Annotated in this window: 15 protein-coding genes; 8 read left to right on the top strand and 7 right to left on the bottom strand. The window is 69.8% G+C overall.

Annotated elements, in window-relative coordinates; genetic code table 11:
* Positions 1-10: 10 nt before the first annotated feature.
* On the top strand, positions 11-484 hold the full coding sequence (gene greA, locus AC07NG_RS20105; RefSeq protein WP_110121313.1) for a transcription elongation factor GreA: 474 nt from the start codon (positions 11-13) through the stop codon (positions 482-484).
* A 97-nt stretch (positions 485-581) separates the two neighbouring features.
* The gene (locus tag AC07NG_RS20110) at positions 582-1,583 is read left to right on the top strand and encodes a mitochondrial fission ELM1 family protein (protein ID WP_494595922.1); all 1,002 of its coding nucleotides are present in this window, start codon (positions 582-584) and stop codon (positions 1,581-1,583) included.
* A 368-nt stretch (positions 1,584-1,951) separates the two neighbouring features.
* Here the strand turns inward: AC07NG_RS20110 and AC07NG_RS20115 are convergent, their stop codons facing one another.
* The 5 genes from AC07NG_RS20115 to AC07NG_RS20135 are packed head-to-tail and all read right to left on the bottom strand — an operon-like array spanning position 1,952 to position 4,481.
* Positions 1,952-2,434, bottom strand: a complete 483-nt coding sequence (locus tag AC07NG_RS20115) for a hypothetical protein (protein WP_494595924.1) — start codon at positions 2,432-2,434, stop codon at positions 1,952-1,954.
* Positions 2,435-2,447: 13 nt separating this feature from the next.
* Positions 2,448-3,503: a pseudaminic acid synthase gene (gene pseI / locus AC07NG_RS20120; RefSeq protein ID WP_494595926.1), complete on the bottom strand. Its 1,056-nt coding sequence runs from the start codon at positions 3,501-3,503 to the stop codon at positions 2,448-2,450.
* Between the two features lie 54 nt (positions 3,504-3,557).
* On the bottom strand, positions 3,558-3,890 hold the full coding sequence (locus AC07NG_RS20125; RefSeq protein WP_492855023.1) for a glycine zipper domain-containing protein: 333 nt from the start codon (positions 3,888-3,890) through the stop codon (positions 3,558-3,560).
* Positions 3,891-3,900: 10 nt separating this feature from the next.
* Positions 3,901-4,239 (bottom strand): DUF5615 family PIN-like protein, encoded by a 339-nt coding sequence (locus tag AC07NG_RS20130; protein ID WP_494595927.1) that lies wholly within the window; start codon positions 4,237-4,239, stop codon positions 3,901-3,903.
* On the bottom strand, positions 4,236-4,481 hold the full coding sequence (locus AC07NG_RS20135) for a DUF433 domain-containing protein (protein WP_492855025.1): 246 nt from the start codon (positions 4,479-4,481) through the stop codon (positions 4,236-4,238). Before AC07NG_RS20135 ends, AC07NG_RS20130 begins: the two co-directional genes overlap by 4 nt.
* A 27-nt stretch (positions 4,482-4,508) precedes the next feature.
* On the opposite strand from AC07NG_RS20135, the gene trxB reads away from it, so the two are divergent.
* Complete coding sequence (gene trxB, locus AC07NG_RS20140; protein ID WP_492855026.1) at positions 4,509-5,516, top strand: thioredoxin-disulfide reductase; 1,008 nt, start codon at positions 4,509-4,511, stop codon at positions 5,514-5,516.
* Positions 5,517-5,743: 227 nt separating this feature from the next.
* Here the strand turns inward: trxB and AC07NG_RS20145 are convergent, their stop codons facing one another.
* Positions 5,744-6,973 (bottom strand): cell wall hydrolase, encoded by a 1,230-nt coding sequence (locus AC07NG_RS20145; protein WP_494595930.1) that lies wholly within the window; start codon positions 6,971-6,973, stop codon positions 5,744-5,746.
* Between the two features lie 15 nt (positions 6,974-6,988).
* Positions 6,989-7,465, bottom strand: a complete 477-nt coding sequence (locus AC07NG_RS20150; RefSeq protein ID WP_487287652.1) for a Dps family protein — start codon at positions 7,463-7,465, stop codon at positions 6,989-6,991.
* Positions 7,466-7,663: 198 nt separating this feature from the next.
* On the opposite strand from AC07NG_RS20150, the gene AC07NG_RS20155 reads away from it, so the two are divergent.
* The 5 genes from AC07NG_RS20155 to nadC all read left to right on the top strand — a co-directional run bounded on the left by AC07NG_RS20155 (position 7,664) and on the right by nadC (position 14,417).
* Positions 7,664-9,937, top strand: a complete 2,274-nt coding sequence (locus AC07NG_RS20155; protein WP_494595931.1) for a hybrid sensor histidine kinase/response regulator — start codon at positions 7,664-7,666, stop codon at positions 9,935-9,937.
* Positions 9,938-10,153: 216 nt separating this feature from the next.
* Entirely contained in the window at positions 10,154-11,239 is a 1,086-nt protein-coding gene (nadA, locus tag AC07NG_RS20160; protein ID WP_494595932.1) for a quinolinate synthase NadA, read from the top strand.
* 159 nt (positions 11,240-11,398) lie between these two features.
* Entirely contained in the window at positions 11,399-12,925 is a 1,527-nt protein-coding gene (locus AC07NG_RS20165; protein ID WP_494595934.1) for an L-aspartate oxidase, read from the top strand.
* Between the two features lie 29 nt (positions 12,926-12,954).
* Positions 12,955-13,560, top strand: a complete 606-nt coding sequence (locus tag AC07NG_RS20170) for a Uma2 family endonuclease (RefSeq protein WP_494595936.1) — start codon at positions 12,955-12,957, stop codon at positions 13,558-13,560.
* A 14-nt stretch (positions 13,561-13,574) separates the two neighbouring features.
* A complete protein-coding gene (nadC, locus tag AC07NG_RS20175; RefSeq protein WP_494595995.1) occupies positions 13,575-14,417 on the top strand; it encodes a carboxylating nicotinate-nucleotide diphosphorylase in 843 nt (280 codons plus the stop codon).
* Positions 14,418-14,505 lie beyond the last annotated feature (88 nt).

The raw sequence follows: 14,505 nt of genomic DNA on the forward strand, positions 1-14,505 counted from the left end.
AAAATCCGCAATGGAAAAAGTGCCGATGACCGTCTTGGGTTATCAAACCCTCGACGAAGAACTGAAGCGTTTGAAGACGATTGAACGGCCCGCCGTGATCGCCGCGATCGCCGAAGCGCGATCGCATGGCGACCTCTCGGAAAATGCCGAATACCACGCCGCCAAGGAACGCCAGGGCTGGATCGAGGGCCAGATCGCCGAGATCGAGGACAAGATCGCCCGCGCTCAGGTCATCGACGTCTCCAAGCTCTCCGGCGCTCAGGTGAAGTTCGGCGCCACGGTCAGCGTGGTCGACGAGGACACCGAAGAAGAAGCCCGCTACCAGATCGTGGGCGACCACGAAGCCGACGTGAAGTCGGGCCGCATCTCGCTGAGCTCGCCGCTGTCGCGGGCCATGATCGGCAAGGAAGTGGGCGAAGTCGTCGAGGTCAACACCCCCGGCGGCGTGAAGGCCTACGAGATCCTCAAGGTCGAGTGGGTCTAGGGCTTAGCCCTAACCCCGCCATGAAGTTCGGCCAATCGCCGTGGATCCGCCCTTTCGAAGGCGGGTCCGCGGCGTTCGCCGTTTGAGGGCTGGACTGATGAGCGCGAGCGAAAAGCCTCGTCCTGAACCGCTGACCATCTGGGCCGTCTCCGACGGTCGCGCCGGCATCGAGGCCCAGGCCGTGGGCCTGGCCGAGGCGATCGCGCGCCAGCGTCCTGCGAAGATCGTGGTCAAGCGCGTGTCCTGGAAGGGCCGCACCGGCCGCCTGCCCTGGTGGCTGGCCTGGCTGCCCAAGCGCTGGATCACCCCCGAAAGCGAGATCACCGCGCCCTGGCCCGACCTGTGGGTCGCCGCCGGCCGCGCCACCCTGCCCCTGTCGATCCGCCTCAGGAAATGGTCGGCCGGCAAGACCTATGTCGTGCAGATCCAGGACCCGCGCGTCCCGGCCCAGATGTTCGACCTGGTCATCCCGCCCAAGCACGACCGGCTGACCGGCGACAACGTGATCCCGATCACCGGCTCGCCGCACCGCGTCAGCCAGCAGCGCCTCGACGCCGAGTACGAGAAGTTCAAGGACGCCATCGAGGCCCTGCCCCGTCCGCGCGTCGCCGTATTGCTGGGCGGCAAGTCCAAGGCCTTCGACCTGTCGGTCGAGCGCGCCGCCCAGATGGCCCACGAGATCCAGCTGCCGCTGGAGCAGGAAGGCGGCAGCCTGCTGCTGACCTTCTCGCGCCGCACGCCCGAGCCGGCCCGCGCCCTCCTGGCCGCCCGCCTGCGCGACCTGCCCGGGATCATCTGGGATGGGGACGGCCCCAATCCCTATTTCGCCTTCCTGGCGGCGGCCGACTACATCCTCGTCACCGAGGACTCGACCAACATGGCCACCGAGGCCGCCTCGACCGGCAAGCCGGTGTTCATCCTCAAGATGGAAGGCCACAGCCTGAAGTTCCGCCTCTTCCACGAGGAACTGGAACGCCAGGGCGCGGCCCGCCCCTATGGCGGCGCCTTCCACGGCTGGACCTACGACCCGGTCGACGAGACCGGCCGCGCGGCGACCGAGGTGCTGGCGCGGATGGACGCGGCGCGAGCGAAGGACTGAATTGCAATCCAGAATTGTTCACCCTATGTTCTCGCCATGGGAGCCAGGGGTTCAAGACCGGAGATCAGCAAGGCGGGGCGCAACGAGCGTCGCAAGGCGGTCGCGACCACCCTCAATGCGATTTCGGTCGCACTGCTGGTCACTGCCGTTCTGCAACCCCTCTCGGCTCGCCACTTCGACCTAGGCGTCGTCGTGCTCTCGGCAACCGCGTTTCTTGTCTCACAAGGCGTCCTGCACTACGTTTTGGGTCGCGTAGAGGATTGAGCATGAACCCATTCATTCAATCGACGCTGATCGCGTTCTCCTTCGTTCCGCTGACCCTCCTGGCCGCGTGGCTGGTCAGCCGGTTCGACCGCCGCTGACGACGCCTAACGGTCGTCCTGCACGAAGACGTAGCGGCTGAAGGCCTCGAGGATCGCCTCGGGATCGGCGTCCAGCCCGTCCAGCGCGATCATCGGCTCGGCGATGAGCGCCGGCTGCCCCGTCGGCCGCAGCGAAATCCGCAGCCGCGTATGATCCACATACTTGCCGCGATAGGTCTCCAGCCGCACGGCGGCGACGCGGCCCCACGGCAGATACCCGCCTCGCGCCACCCACAGTCCCCGCCAGCGCACACCGTCCTCGGACAGGGCCAGGGCGCCCTTTTTGTCCAGGGCCGCGCCGATTACGCCGGCCCCCACGAAGACGCCGAACGCCGCGGCCAGCGTATAGGCCGGCGCCGCCATGCGGGGATCGAACAGCCCGAAGACCGCCCCCAGGGTGGCGAAGGCCAAAGGCACAGTCCCGGTCTTCACGAGCAGACGACGCGGCGAGCGCCGAACCACCAGCGTGCTGGAAACCTTGTCGGTCATGCCTGGGCTGGCCTCAGCCCACCATGTCCCAGGCCAGCGGCTCGCCGCGGCTCAGGGCGCGGGCGGCGGGGCGGCCCAGCACCTTGTCGAGGTCGCCCGGCGGCAGGCCGATGCCCGGACGCACCGAGCGGACATTGTCGCGGCTCAGGATCGCGCCGGCCGGCACGTCGGCGGTGACGTAGAGCGAGCGGCGGTACTGCAGGTTGGCCTGCTCGGAGCCCAGCACGTCGTAGTGGGCGCGGCCCAGGGCGGCCCAAGCGTTCTTGGTGTCGTTCACGAGCGCCCGGAACTCGGCCGGCTCCAGGCTGAAGGCCGAGTCCGGCCCGCCGTCGGCGCGAGCCAGGGTGAAGTGCTTCTCGATGGCGGCCGCGCCCACCGACACCGCCGCCACCGAGGCGGCCGTGCCCGGCGTGTGATCCGAAAGTCCGATCGGGCAGCCGAAGCGCGCGGCCATGTCGGCCACGGTCCGGACGTTGGCGTCGGCGAAGGTGGCGGGATAGCTCGACACGCAGTGCAGCAGCAGCACCCCCGCCGCCCCGGCTTCCAAGGCGGTGTTCCGGGCGGTCTCGATCTCGGCCAGGTTGGCCATGCCGGTCGAGATGATCAGCGGCTTGCCCTTGCTGGCCGCGTAGCGGATCAGCGGCAGGTCCACCGCCTCGAACGAGGCGATCTTGTAGGCGGGGGCGTCGAGCCCGGCCAGCAGGTCGACCGCCGTCTCGTCGAACGGGCTGGAGAAGATCGTCACGCCGCGCTTCCTGGCGCGCTCGAAGATCGCCGCGTGCCATTCGAACGGCGTCTGGGCCTCCTGGTAGAGCTCATAGAGGCTTCGCCCGTCCCAAAGGCCGCCGTTGATCTTGAACTCGGGCCGGTCGACGTCGAGCGTGATGGTGTCGGCGGTGTAGGTCTGGATCTTGATCGCGTCGCAGCCGGTGTCGGCGGCCGCGTCGACCATCGAAAGGCAGCGGTCGAGGCTGCCGTTGTGGTTCCCCGACAGCTCGCAGATCACATAGGGCGGATGGTCGGCGCCGATCCTGCGGCCGGCGATCTCGATTTCGGGCGAAGCGGTCATGGGCGAACTCACGCGTGTCCTCGCCATATTAACCCTGAAATCGTGGACGAGGCGTCAATCCCCGCCACCGCCTCCGCCGTCACCACCGCCGCAGCTTCCCCCGTCCGACGAACCGCCGTCGGAAGAGGATCCGCAGTCCGACGCGTTCGACGAAGAGTCCGAGGTCGAGGAACCGCCATCGGAATACGTCGACGAGGACGCGTCCCCCCCGTCGCCGCCTTTGCCGGGCTTCGCCCCGGCCGGCTTGGCCGCCTCCAGCGCCGTGCCCAGGCCCGCCCCGATGGCGACGCCGATCGCGATGCCCATGGCGATGTTGTTGGTCGCCACGCCGAGCGCGACCCCGATCGCCGTCCCGGCCCCGATGCCGATCGTCAATCCGCCCTTCATGGCTCCCCCTTCAATTCTCAGCGACCAATCTCGATGACGGCCGATCTCCCGCCAGAGCCTGCCGAAGCTCACTCAAGGCGCTTCCCATTCGCGCCAGAAGAACCTCGCGGCTCATATTTCCAAACCGAACCCACAGCACCCTGGCGCGCGGCGTCCTGTGCCGCGACCATTCGACGAAGTCGCGGTCCTTGGTGACGATGACGTAGCCCTTGCTCAAGGCGAGGTCCCAGATTTCGCCGTCGGACGCGGACAGCAGTCCAAGTTCCGCAAAGTGATCCGCCGACAGGCCTTGGTCGCGCAGCCACTCGGCCAAGGCCTGTGGAAGCTGGGCGTCGACCAGAAGCTTCAAGCGGCGACGACGGCGGTGTCGGCGACCGCGGCGGCGGCGTAGGCCAGCGCCGCGCGTATGTCGTCCGGTTCCAGGTAAGGATACTCTTGGAGCACCTCGGCGGAGGTCATGCCGGCCGCCAGCATCTCCAGAACATCCTGCACCCGCACACGCAGACCGCGGATGCAGGGACGGCCTCCGGCCTTGCCGGGTTCGATCGTGATGCGTTCCAGCAGCGGGTTCATGGCGTCAATGTAGCGCACGAGCGGAATCGCGCCTAGATATCCGCCATGTCCACCACCGCTCCTCGCCACACGCGCTGCCTGATCATCGGTTCGGGCCCCGCCGGCTACACCGCCGCCATCTACGCCGCCCGCGCGCTGCTCAAGCCCGTGCTCATCGCCGGCATCCAGCCGGGCGGCCAGCTGACCATCACGACCGACGTCGAGAACTATCCGGGCTTCGCCGACGTCATCCAGGGTCCCTGGCTGATGGACCAGATGCGCGCCCAGGCCGAGCACGTGGGCACCGAGCTGGTCAACGACATCGTGCTGTCGGTCGACCTTTCCAAGCGCCCGTTCACGGTGAAGACCGACAGCGGCCAGGACTGGATCGCCGAGACGATCATCATCGCCACCGGCGCCCAGGCCAAGTGGCTGGGCCTGGAGAGCGAAAGCAAGTTCCAGGGCTTCGGCGTCAGCGCCTGCGCCACCTGCGACGGCTTCTTCTATCGCAACAAGGAGGTCGTGGTGGTCGGCGGCGGCAATACGGCCGTCGAAGAGGCCCTGTTCCTCACCAGCTTCGCCAGCAAGGTCACCCTGGTGCACCGCAAGGACGAGCTGCGGGCCGAGAAGATCCTGCAGGAGCGCCTGCTGGCCCACCCGAAAATCGAAGTGGTCTGGGACAGCGCCATCGACGAGGTCCTGGGCGACAGCGATCCGGCCGGCGTCACCGGCGTGCGCCTGAAGAACGTCAAGACCGGCGCGACCACCGAGCTGAAGACCGACGGCGTGTTCATCGCCATCGGCCACGCCCCGTCGTCGGAGCTGTTCAAGGGCCAGCTGGAAACCGGCCCGGGCGGCTATCTGAAGGTCAAGCCGGGCACGGCCTCGACGGCCATCGAAGGCGTCTACGCCGCCGGCGACGTCACCGACGACGTCTACCGCCAGGCCGTCACGGCCGCCGGCATGGGCTGCATGGCCGCCCTGGAAGCTGTCCGCTTCCTGGCCGAGGAAGACCACAAGAAGGCTCACCACCCGATCAGCCACAAAGAGGCCAACGAGATCGGGGCCTGGTAGGCTTTCGGACAGAACGAGAAACGAGGGGCGGCCGCCGGTCGCCCCTTTTTCTTTGCCCCTCTCCCCTTGCGGGAGAAGGTGGCGGCCGAAGGCCGACGGATGAGGGGTCTCTCAAACATGAGACGCCTCCGCCCAGCCTGGACGCCGCACGCAGCTTCGATTTCTGAGACACCCCTCACCCGACCTCGCTCCGCGAGGCCACCCTCTCCCGCAAGGGGAGAGGGATGCTAATTATCCAGCGGGTTCAGCAGGTTCGGCGCTCTCGGCTTCGGCTTGGGCGGCGGGGGCGGAGGCGCGGCCACCACCGGCGGCGGCGCGGGCTTGGCGGCGGCTTGGGCCTGGACCTCGGGCATGGCCTCCAGGGCCTTGTTGATACGGGCGATCTCCTCGGGCGTGGCGATGCGGCGGCCGGCCACCGTGCCCTCGACCTTCAGCCGCTCGCCGCCCGGCGCCGCAACGTCGGGGATGACGACGATGCGGGCGTCCTTCAGGGCCGCGGCCGGCGCGGGGCCGCCCAAGGTCTGCGACAGCGTCTGGGCCAGCACCTCGGGCGGCGCGGCCTCCAGGGTGCGCGGATCGGCGCCCATCAGGGTGTCGGCCGAGATCTTGGTCTCGCCGCCGGCGTAGCGCCCCCTGAACGCCGCCAGCGTCCCCGCCGGGCCGGTCCAGCGATAGAAGATGTGCGTGCCCACCTGGCGCAGCTTGACCAGGGTCGGCGCCCAGTACGGCGAGACGTAGTCGGCGTGGTAGTGGGTGGCCACGCCCACATCCTTCATCACGAAGCCCGACAGCGCCCGCCGCGCCACGGCCTCGGCCTGGTTCCACAGAGCGGGCGACACCGCCCGCTCCAGCGAGCCGTCGCAGGTGAAGCTGAACTGGCAGCCCGTGCTCCGCAGCGAGCCCTCGTAGATCACCCCGCAGATCGACTTGGGATAGCCGGGATGGCGCAGGCGGTTGAGCACGGTCTGGGCCACGGCCGCCTGGCCGTCCGCCGGCTCGAAGCCGGCCTCGAAATAGACCGCCTGCGAAAGGCAGTGCAGCGCTCTGGCCCGCTCCTCGCCCGAGGCCTTCAGCACGAAGGGCCGGGCCGCCTCGATCGGCAGGGGCGCGGGCAGGCGGTAGGCGTTGATGCGGCGGGCGTCCTCGAAGTCGGGAACCGTGTCGCCCAGGGTCGGGATGGTGGCGATCTCGATCACCTCCCAGCCCTTCACCCGTCCCCAATAGTCCTTGCGCGGCCTGGGATCATGCCGCCGGGCCAGGGCCAGCATGGCCGGATCCATGTCGGCGACGTAGCGGGCGAGCCCCGCGTCCGACAGCGTGCCGGCCTGGCTCGCCACGCCCGCGGCGCGGCCATGCTGGCGCGGCAGGTGATAGGCGGTGGCGCACGCAGAAAGGCCGCCGACGGCGATCAGCGCCGCGGCGGCCTTCAGGTCCCGTTGTCGTCGGATGGACGGCACGCGGGTGCGTTCGGACTACTTGCTCAGGGTCGAGCGCAGCATCCAGGCGTGCTTTTCGTGGGCCGCCAGGCGCTGGGTGTAGAGATCGGCGGTGGCTTCGTCGCCGGCCTCTTCAGCCGCCGGGAAGGCCGCGCGCAGGGTGGCGATGACCGTCTCGTTGTCGGCCAGGAGTTCCTTGATCATGGCCTCCCAGTCCTTCTCGCCGTCGCCGTCCTTGATGCTGGAGAGGTTGCCGAAGGCGCCGTAGCCCTGCGGGGCCAGTTCGCCCAGGGCGCGAATGCGCTCGGCGATCAGGTCCAGAGCGGCCCACTCTTCGTTGTATTGGCCTTCCAGCAGGATGTGCAGCGACTGGAAATAAGGACCGCGGACATTCCAGTGATAGCCGTGCGTCTTGAGGTAGAGCGCATAGCTGTCAGCCAGGACCTTGTTCAGTCCCTGCGCGATGTCCGCGCGTTGCTTGGCCGAAATGCCGATGTTCGGAGCGGTCGCCATTCATGATCTCCCGTGTTGCGTGTCCTAGGTAAGCGTGTCCATGCTCATGGCAAGCCCGCTTCTGAGCGCGAAGCAAGAATGAACAAAAACGATCCGCTCCCCCAGGCGTCGAAGCCTCGCCGTTCGACATCCGCCCTGCTAAGCGCCTGGCTCATACCCGAGGTTCCCCCGCCCTTCTGGCGCGCGGCGACGGCCGCCGTGGTGGCGACGCTGACGGCCCTGGGCATGCGCTTCGCCTTGCTGGGTCCCGACCAGGCGATCGGCGCCACCCAGGCCTTCTTCCCAGCCATGGTGCTGGTCACGCTGTACGCCGGCTGGCGCTGGGGCGTCGCTCCGCTCGTCTGCGGCGGGCTGCTGGGCTGGTGGCTGTGGGCCGGTCGCTACGGCGAGCCCCTGAGCGAGGCGGAATCGGCCTCGCTGGTCCTCTATCTGATCTCGGCCGCGGCCACGACGGCCGTGGCTCACGGCCTGCGCGAGGCGGTCGCGCACCTGGGCGAGGCCCGGCGACGGCAGGTGCAGGCCGAGGCCCGGCTCGACGTCACCCAGGCCGCCGCCGGGGTCGGTCCCTGGGAGTGGGACGTCGCCAGCGGCGCCCTGCATCTCTCCCCCGCCGCCCGCCGCAACCTGCGCCTGCCGCTGGACGGCCCGCTGAGCTTCGACGACGTCGCCGCCGCCGTGCATCCCGACGACCGCCCCAAGGTGCGCGAGCAGATCCGCCAGGCCATCAAGAGCGGGCCGATCTACGAGGTCGAGTACCGGCTGACCGACAGCCAGGAGGGCGAACGCTGGATCCACGGCCGCGGCCAGATCGAGCGCGACTCCGCCGGCCGGGCGGTGCGCGTGCTGGGCGTCAATTTCGACGTCACCAAGCGCCGCCAGGCCGAGGAAGGCCTGCGCGAGAGCGAGGCGCGCTTCCGGGCGCTTGCCGACAGCGCCCCGGCCTTGATGTGGATCACCGGCCAGGGCGGAGCCCGCGACTTCGTCAACGCGGCCTATGTGGACTTCGCCGGCGCCGACTATCGCGCCGCCCTCACGCTGGACTGGCGCACCCGCATCCATCCCGAGGACCTGCCGTCCATCCTCAAGTCGCAACTGGCCGGCGAGACCTCGCGCAAGCCCTTCAGCCTGGAGGCCCGCTACCGGCGGCCCGACGGCGAGTGGCGCTGGCTCAAATCGTTCTCCCAGCCGCGCTACGGCCCCGGCGGCGCCTTCGCCGGCTTCATCGGCATCGCCTTCGACGTCAGCGAGGCCAAGGAGGCCGAGGCCCAGCTGACCGGCATGAACGAGCTGCTGGCCGACAAGGTCGACACCGCCCTGGCCGAGCGCGACCTGGCCCAGGCGGCCCTCAGCCAGTCGCAGAAGCTGGAGGCCATCGGCCAGCTGACCGGCGGGGTGGCTCACGACTTCAACAACCTGCTGACCGTGGTGATCGGCGCCTTGGACGTGGTGCAGCGGCATCCGGACGACGCCCGCCGGCGCGATAAGATGGTCGACGCGGCCCTGTCGGCCGCCCGGCGCGGCGAGAAGCTGACCCAGCACCTGCTGGCCTTCGCCCGCCGCCAGCCGCTCAATCCGCAGGTCTGCCGCGTCGACCGGGTGATCGCCGAGAGCGAGGCCCTGCTGCGGCGGGCCGTCGGCGAGGTGCTGCCGCTGAAGCTCAGCCTCGGATCGGGCACCCGCACCGCCCTGATCGACTCCGGCCAGTTCGAGGCCGCCCTGCTCAACCTCGTGGTCAACGCCCGCGACGCCAGCCCGCCCGGCGGGACCATCGTCGTGGAGTCCGGTCCCGAGACCCTGGCCAAGACCCGCGGCGAGCTGAAGCCGGGCGCCTATCTGCGCGTCTCGGTGTGCGACGAGGGCGCCGGCATGGACGCCGACACCATCGCCCGCGCCTTCGAGCCGTTCTTCACGACCAAGGCCTCGGGCAAGGGCACGGGTCTTGGCCTGTCGCAGGTCTACGGCTTCGTGCGCCAGAGCGGCGGCGAGGTCGAGATCGCTTCCAAGCCCGGCAAGGGCACGACGGTGTCGATGCTGCTGCCGGCCAGCCACGAGGGCGCGATCCTGCAGGACGCCCCGGTCGCCGCCCCCGCCCCGCGCCCCGGCGTCGAGGTGCTGCTGGCCGAGGACGATTCCGAGGTCGGCGACCTGGTCGAGGCCATGCTGACGGAGCTGGGCCACCACGTGCGCCGGGCCGGCGACGCCGACGAGGCCCTGAGCGTGGCCCGCGCCCACCCCGAGCTTGGCCTGCTGGTCACCGACGTGATGATGCCGGGCGACAAGAGCGGCGTGGACCTGGCGTCCATCCTCTCGGCCGAGCGTCCCGACCTGCCGATCCTGCTGAGTTCGGGCTACACCGGCCAGGAACTGGCCCAGGCCCGCGCCACGCCCTGGCCCCTGCTGCGCAAGCCCTACGCCCTCGACGCCCTGATCCGGGCCATCGACCAGGCGTTCGAGGCCCGCCGCATGCACTGAGCCCCCGGGGGACTTTGGGGCCACCCGCGGCTTAATCGTACGGTCGCGTACGATTTTTCGTCCGCATGCTTTGCATCTTCGGAACGAGCGGCTATATGTGGATAGCCCCTTATGCTCAATTTCAGCATAAGTCGCGACGCCGGACGGAGCCGCAACTTGGTCTCGGCGTTTTTTGAGGCCCAGGAAATGCTCACTTTGAGCATAAGAGAGGACGACATGGCCGACGGTTTCGCGCCCCTCGCCTTCACCGCCGACATCGAGGCGGAGACCGCCGCCGTCTGGGACAAGGTCAAGCACCATGTCACCCCGATGGAATGGCGCCTGCACGCGCCGCTGATCGTCGAGATCAACAGACTCAAGCGCGAGAAGAACGCCGCCATCCTGGCCCACAACTACATGACGCCGGACATCTTCCACGGCGTGGGCGACTTCGTCGGCGACAGCCTGGCCCTGGCCAAGGAGGCCGCCAAGAGCGACGCCAAGATCATCGTCCAGGCCGGCGTGCACTTCATGGCCGAGACCAGCAAGGTCCTGAGCCCTGAGAAGAAGATCCTGATCCCCGACCTGCTGGCCGGCTGCAGCCTCGCCTCGTCGATCACGGGCGCCGACGTGCGGCTGATCAAGCAGCGCCATCCGGGCGTGCCGGTGGTCACCTACGTCAACACCACCGCCGACGTGAAGGCCGAGACCGACATCTGCTGCACCAGCGCCAACGCCGTTCAGGTGGTCGAGTGGGCCGCCAAGGAATGGGGGACCGACAAGGTCATCCTGATCCCCGACGAGTTCCTGGCCCGCAACGTCGCCCGCCAGACGAACGTCAAGATCATCGCCTGGGCCGGCCACTGCGAGGTGCACAAGCGCTTCACCGTGCAGGACATCGCCGACATGCGCGCGGCCTGGCCCGGCGCCGAGGTGCTGGCCCACCCCGAATGCCCGGCCGAGATCCTCGAGGCCTCGGACTTCGCCGGCTCGACCGCCGCGATGAACGACTACGTGGCGGCCCGCAAGCCCGCCCAGGTGGTGCTGATCACCGAGTGCTCGATGGCCAGCAACGTCCAGGCCGAAAGCCCCGGGACCCAGTTCATCGGCCCCTGCAACATGTGCCCGCACATGAAGCGGATCACCCTGCAGAACATCTACGACGCCCTGGTCCACGAGCAGTACGAGGTGACGGTGGACGCCGACATCCTCGACCGCGCCCGCCAGGCCGTGCAGCGGATGATCGACCTGCCCCCGCCCGCCGCCCCGGCCCGCTACGACCTCGTCAAGGCGCGCCACCACGTGGACGTGGAGCTGATCTAAAAGCCCCCTTCCCCCTTGATGGGGGAAGGGTTGGGGATGGGGGTGGCGCGGCCTGTCCGCTGCAACGCCCGTCCTTCGTCTTTCTCGGATGGCCGAACCGCCGTGTTCACCCCATCCCCGGCCCTTCCCCCATCAAGGGGGAAGGGAGTGGAGTATGAGATGGTCGACCGCATCACCTTCGACGGCCCCGTGATCCTCGGGGCGGGTCTCGCCGGCCTCAGCGCGGCGCTGGCGGCGAAGACGGCCCTGGTGCTGTCGCCGACGCCGCTGGCCACCGGCTGCTCCAGCGCCTGGGCGCAAGGGGGCCTGGCCGCCGCCCTGGCGGGTGACGACACCCCGTCGCTGCACGCGGCCGACACTATCGCCGCCGGCGCCGGCCTGTGCGACGGCGACGCCGTGGCGCTGCTGACCCGCGAAGGCCCCGCCGCCGTCCGCGCCCTGGCCGCCCTCGGCGCCCCGTTCGACCGCAAAGCCGACGGCGACTTCGTGCTGAGCCTGGAAGCCGCCCACTCCAAGGCCCGCGTCGCCCGTGTCGGCGGCGACGGGGCCGGGGCCGCGATCATGGCCGCCGTCATCGCCACGGTGCGCGCCACGCCGACCATCGAGATCCGCGAGAACGCCCGCGCCCGCCGCCTCCTCCAGGACGCCGCCGGCCGCGTGGTCGGGGTGCTTGCCGAAATCGACGGCGAGCTCGTGGAAGTCCGCGCCAAGGCCGTGATCCTGGCCACCGGCGGCGTCGGCGGCCTCTACGCCGTCACCACCACGCCGACCCAGGTGCGCGGCGAGGGCCTGGGCCTGGCCGCCCTGGCCGGCGCCGAGATCGCCGACCCCGAGTTCGTGCAGTTCCACCCCACGGCCATCGACATCGGCCGCGATCCCGCGCCCCTGGCCACCGAGGCCCTGCGCGGCGAAGGCTCGATCCTGCGCAACACCGATGGCCGCGCCTTCATGGCCGACTATCACCCGGCCAAGGAGCTGGCGCCCCGCGACGTGGTGGCCCGCGCCATCCACGCCGAGCGCGCGGCCGGTCGCGGCGCCTTCCTCGACGCCACGACGGCGGTCGGCGCCCACTTCCCGCACGAGTTCCCGGCCGTGTTCGAGGCCTGCCAGAGCGCCGGCGTCGATCCTCGCCGCGAGATGATCCCGGTCACGCCGGCCGTGCACTACCACATGGGCGGGGTGGCCACCGATCTCGACGGCCGCGCCAGCCTGCCCGGCCTCTACGCCGCCGGCGAATGCGCCTCCACCGGCGTGCAGGGCGCCAACCGCCTGGCCTCCAACAGCCTGCTGGAAGCGGCCGTGTTCGGCGCCCGCGCCGGCCGCGCCGCGGCGGCCGAGGCCCCAAACGGGACTCAAGCCGGCGGCGAGCCGGTGTCGCTCGCGCCCCTGCCCGACCTGCCGGACGAGGCCTTCCAGACCCTGCGCCGCGCCATGAGCCGCGACGCCGGCGTCATCCGCGACGCCGAGGGCCTGGCCCGCCTGCAAGCCGAGGTCGCCGCCCTGGAGGCCGCTCACGGCCCCTGCCCGCCCCTGGTCGCCGTCCGCCTCATCGTCGATGCGGCCCTCGCCCGCCAGGAAAGCCGGGGCGGCCACTACCGTTCGGACTTCCCCGATAAGGCCGATCCCGTCCGCACCTTCGTCACCCTCGACCCCGTCCAGGCCGGTTTGCGCCACGCCGCGGAATAATGGTACGTAAGGAGAACGGAGACGCGACCATGACGGCGACCAACGCGGGTTTCGACGCGGGTTTCGAAGAGCGCGGCGACACCGAGTTCCTGTTCGACTTCGACCAGTATGAGCGCATGGATCAGGCTGGGGTGTTCGACGACGTCTCCGGCCACGTCGAACTGATCGAGGGGAAGATCATCCACATGGCGCCGGCCTCCCTGGATCACGGTGAAGTCACGGTCAATGTCGGCGCGGCCCTCAAGAGCGCGATACGCGGGCTTTCGCCCCCCTCGGCGCTGAAGGTCTTCGCCGGCTCCACGCTCAAGCTCGGACGTTACAGCGCTCCTGATCCGGACGTTCTCGTCGCCAGGGCCCCGGCGGGAAAGTACGCGGAAGCCGACGCCGCCGTTCTGGTGGTCGAGGTCTCGATCTCGTCGCTCGGAAACGACCTGACTGTGAAGAGCCGTCTCTACGCCAAGTCCGGCGTGCCGGAATACTGGGTGGCCGAACCGGAAGCCCGCCGCCTGACCGTCTTCAGCCAGCCGCATCCCGACGGCAGCTGGGGCAAGACCGCTGTCCACGAAGGCGAGGCCGCGGCCGTGTCGCCGCTATTCGCCCCTGAAGTCCGCATTCCGTTGTCGGAGCTGTTTTGACCGTCCTGCCCCGCATCGAGCCGCTGCCCGACCTTCTCATTCGCCCCATCGTCGATCTGTCCCTGGCCGAGGATCTGGGCCGGGCCGGCGACATCACGGGCCTGGCCTGCATCGACGCCGACGCCCGGCTGTCGGTGGTGTTCGCCAGCCGCCAGGACGGCCGCGTCTCGGGTCTGGCCTGCGCCCGCCTGGCCCTCTTCGCCCTCGACCCGACCGCGACCTTCGAGGTCGTCACGCCCGACGGCGCCGACGCCGCGCCGGGAACCGTACTGGCCCGCGCCGAGGGGAACGCCCGGGCCGTGCTGGCTGCCGAGCGTACAGGGCTGAACCTGCTGGGCCGTCTGTCGGGCATCGCCACCCTGACCCGCGCCTATGTGCGCCTCGTCGACGGCACGGGGGCGACCATCGTCGACACCCGCAAGACCACGCCGGGCCTGCGCGCCCTGGAGAAGTACGCCGTGCGCTGCGGCGGCGGGGTCAACCACCGCTTCGGCCTCGACGACGCCATCCTGATCAAGGACAACCACGTCGCCGCCTGCGGCGGGGTCGGCGAAGCCGTCCGCCGCGCCCGCGCCTTCGCCGGTCACCTGGTGAAGGTCGAGGTCGAGGTCGACGGCCTGGACCAGCTGGAAGACGCCCTCAAGCACGGCCCCGACGTGGTCATGCTCGACAATTTCAGCCTGGACGACCTCGCGACCGCCGTGTCGCTGGCCAAGGGCCGGGCGGTGCTGGAAGCCTCGGGCGGGGTGAACCTCACCACCGTCCGCGCCATCGCCGAAACCGGCGTGGACGTCATCAGCGTCGGCGCCCTGACCCACTCCGCGCCGGTGCTGGATATCGGGCTGGACGCGGCTTAGGGGGGCGCTTCCCCTCCAACTCCCGTCATTCCCGCCCTTGTGGCGGGAACCCCTGGTTCCGTTCGCACGTGAAGCGCAAGCGGACTGC

This window comes from Caulobacter sp. GW821-FHT10C03 (assembly GCF_059415485.1).

Excerpts from the sequence above, each read along its gene's own strand:
- greA (WP_110121313.1), top strand. The coding sequence starts at position 11 with ATGGAAAAAGTGCCGATGACCGTCTTGGGTTATCAAACCCTCGACGAA.
- AC07NG_RS20110 (WP_494595922.1), top strand. The coding sequence starts at position 582 with ATGAGCGCGAGCGAAAAGCCTCGTCCTGAACCGCTGACCATCTGGGCC.
- AC07NG_RS20115 (WP_494595924.1), bottom strand. The coding sequence starts at position 2,434 with ATGACCGACAAGGTTTCCAGCACGCTGGTGGTTCGGCGCTCGCCGCGT.
- pseI (WP_494595926.1), bottom strand. The coding sequence starts at position 3,503 with ATGACCGCTTCGCCCGAAATCGAGATCGCCGGCCGCAGGATCGGCGCC.
- AC07NG_RS20125 (WP_492855023.1), bottom strand. The coding sequence starts at position 3,890 with ATGAAGGGCGGATTGACGATCGGCATCGGGGCCGGGACGGCGATCGGG.
- trxB (WP_492855026.1), top strand. The coding sequence starts at position 4,509 with ATGTCCACCACCGCTCCTCGCCACACGCGCTGCCTGATCATCGGTTCG.
- AC07NG_RS20150 (WP_487287652.1), bottom strand. The coding sequence starts at position 7,465 with ATGGCGACCGCTCCGAACATCGGCATTTCGGCCAAGCAACGCGCGGAC.
- nadA (WP_494595932.1), top strand. The coding sequence starts at position 10,154 with ATGGCCGACGGTTTCGCGCCCCTCGCCTTCACCGCCGACATCGAGGCG.
- AC07NG_RS20165 (WP_494595934.1), top strand. The coding sequence starts at position 11,399 with ATGGTCGACCGCATCACCTTCGACGGCCCCGTGATCCTCGGGGCGGGT.
- AC07NG_RS20170 (WP_494595936.1), top strand. The coding sequence starts at position 12,955 with ATGACGGCGACCAACGCGGGTTTCGACGCGGGTTTCGAAGAGCGCGGC.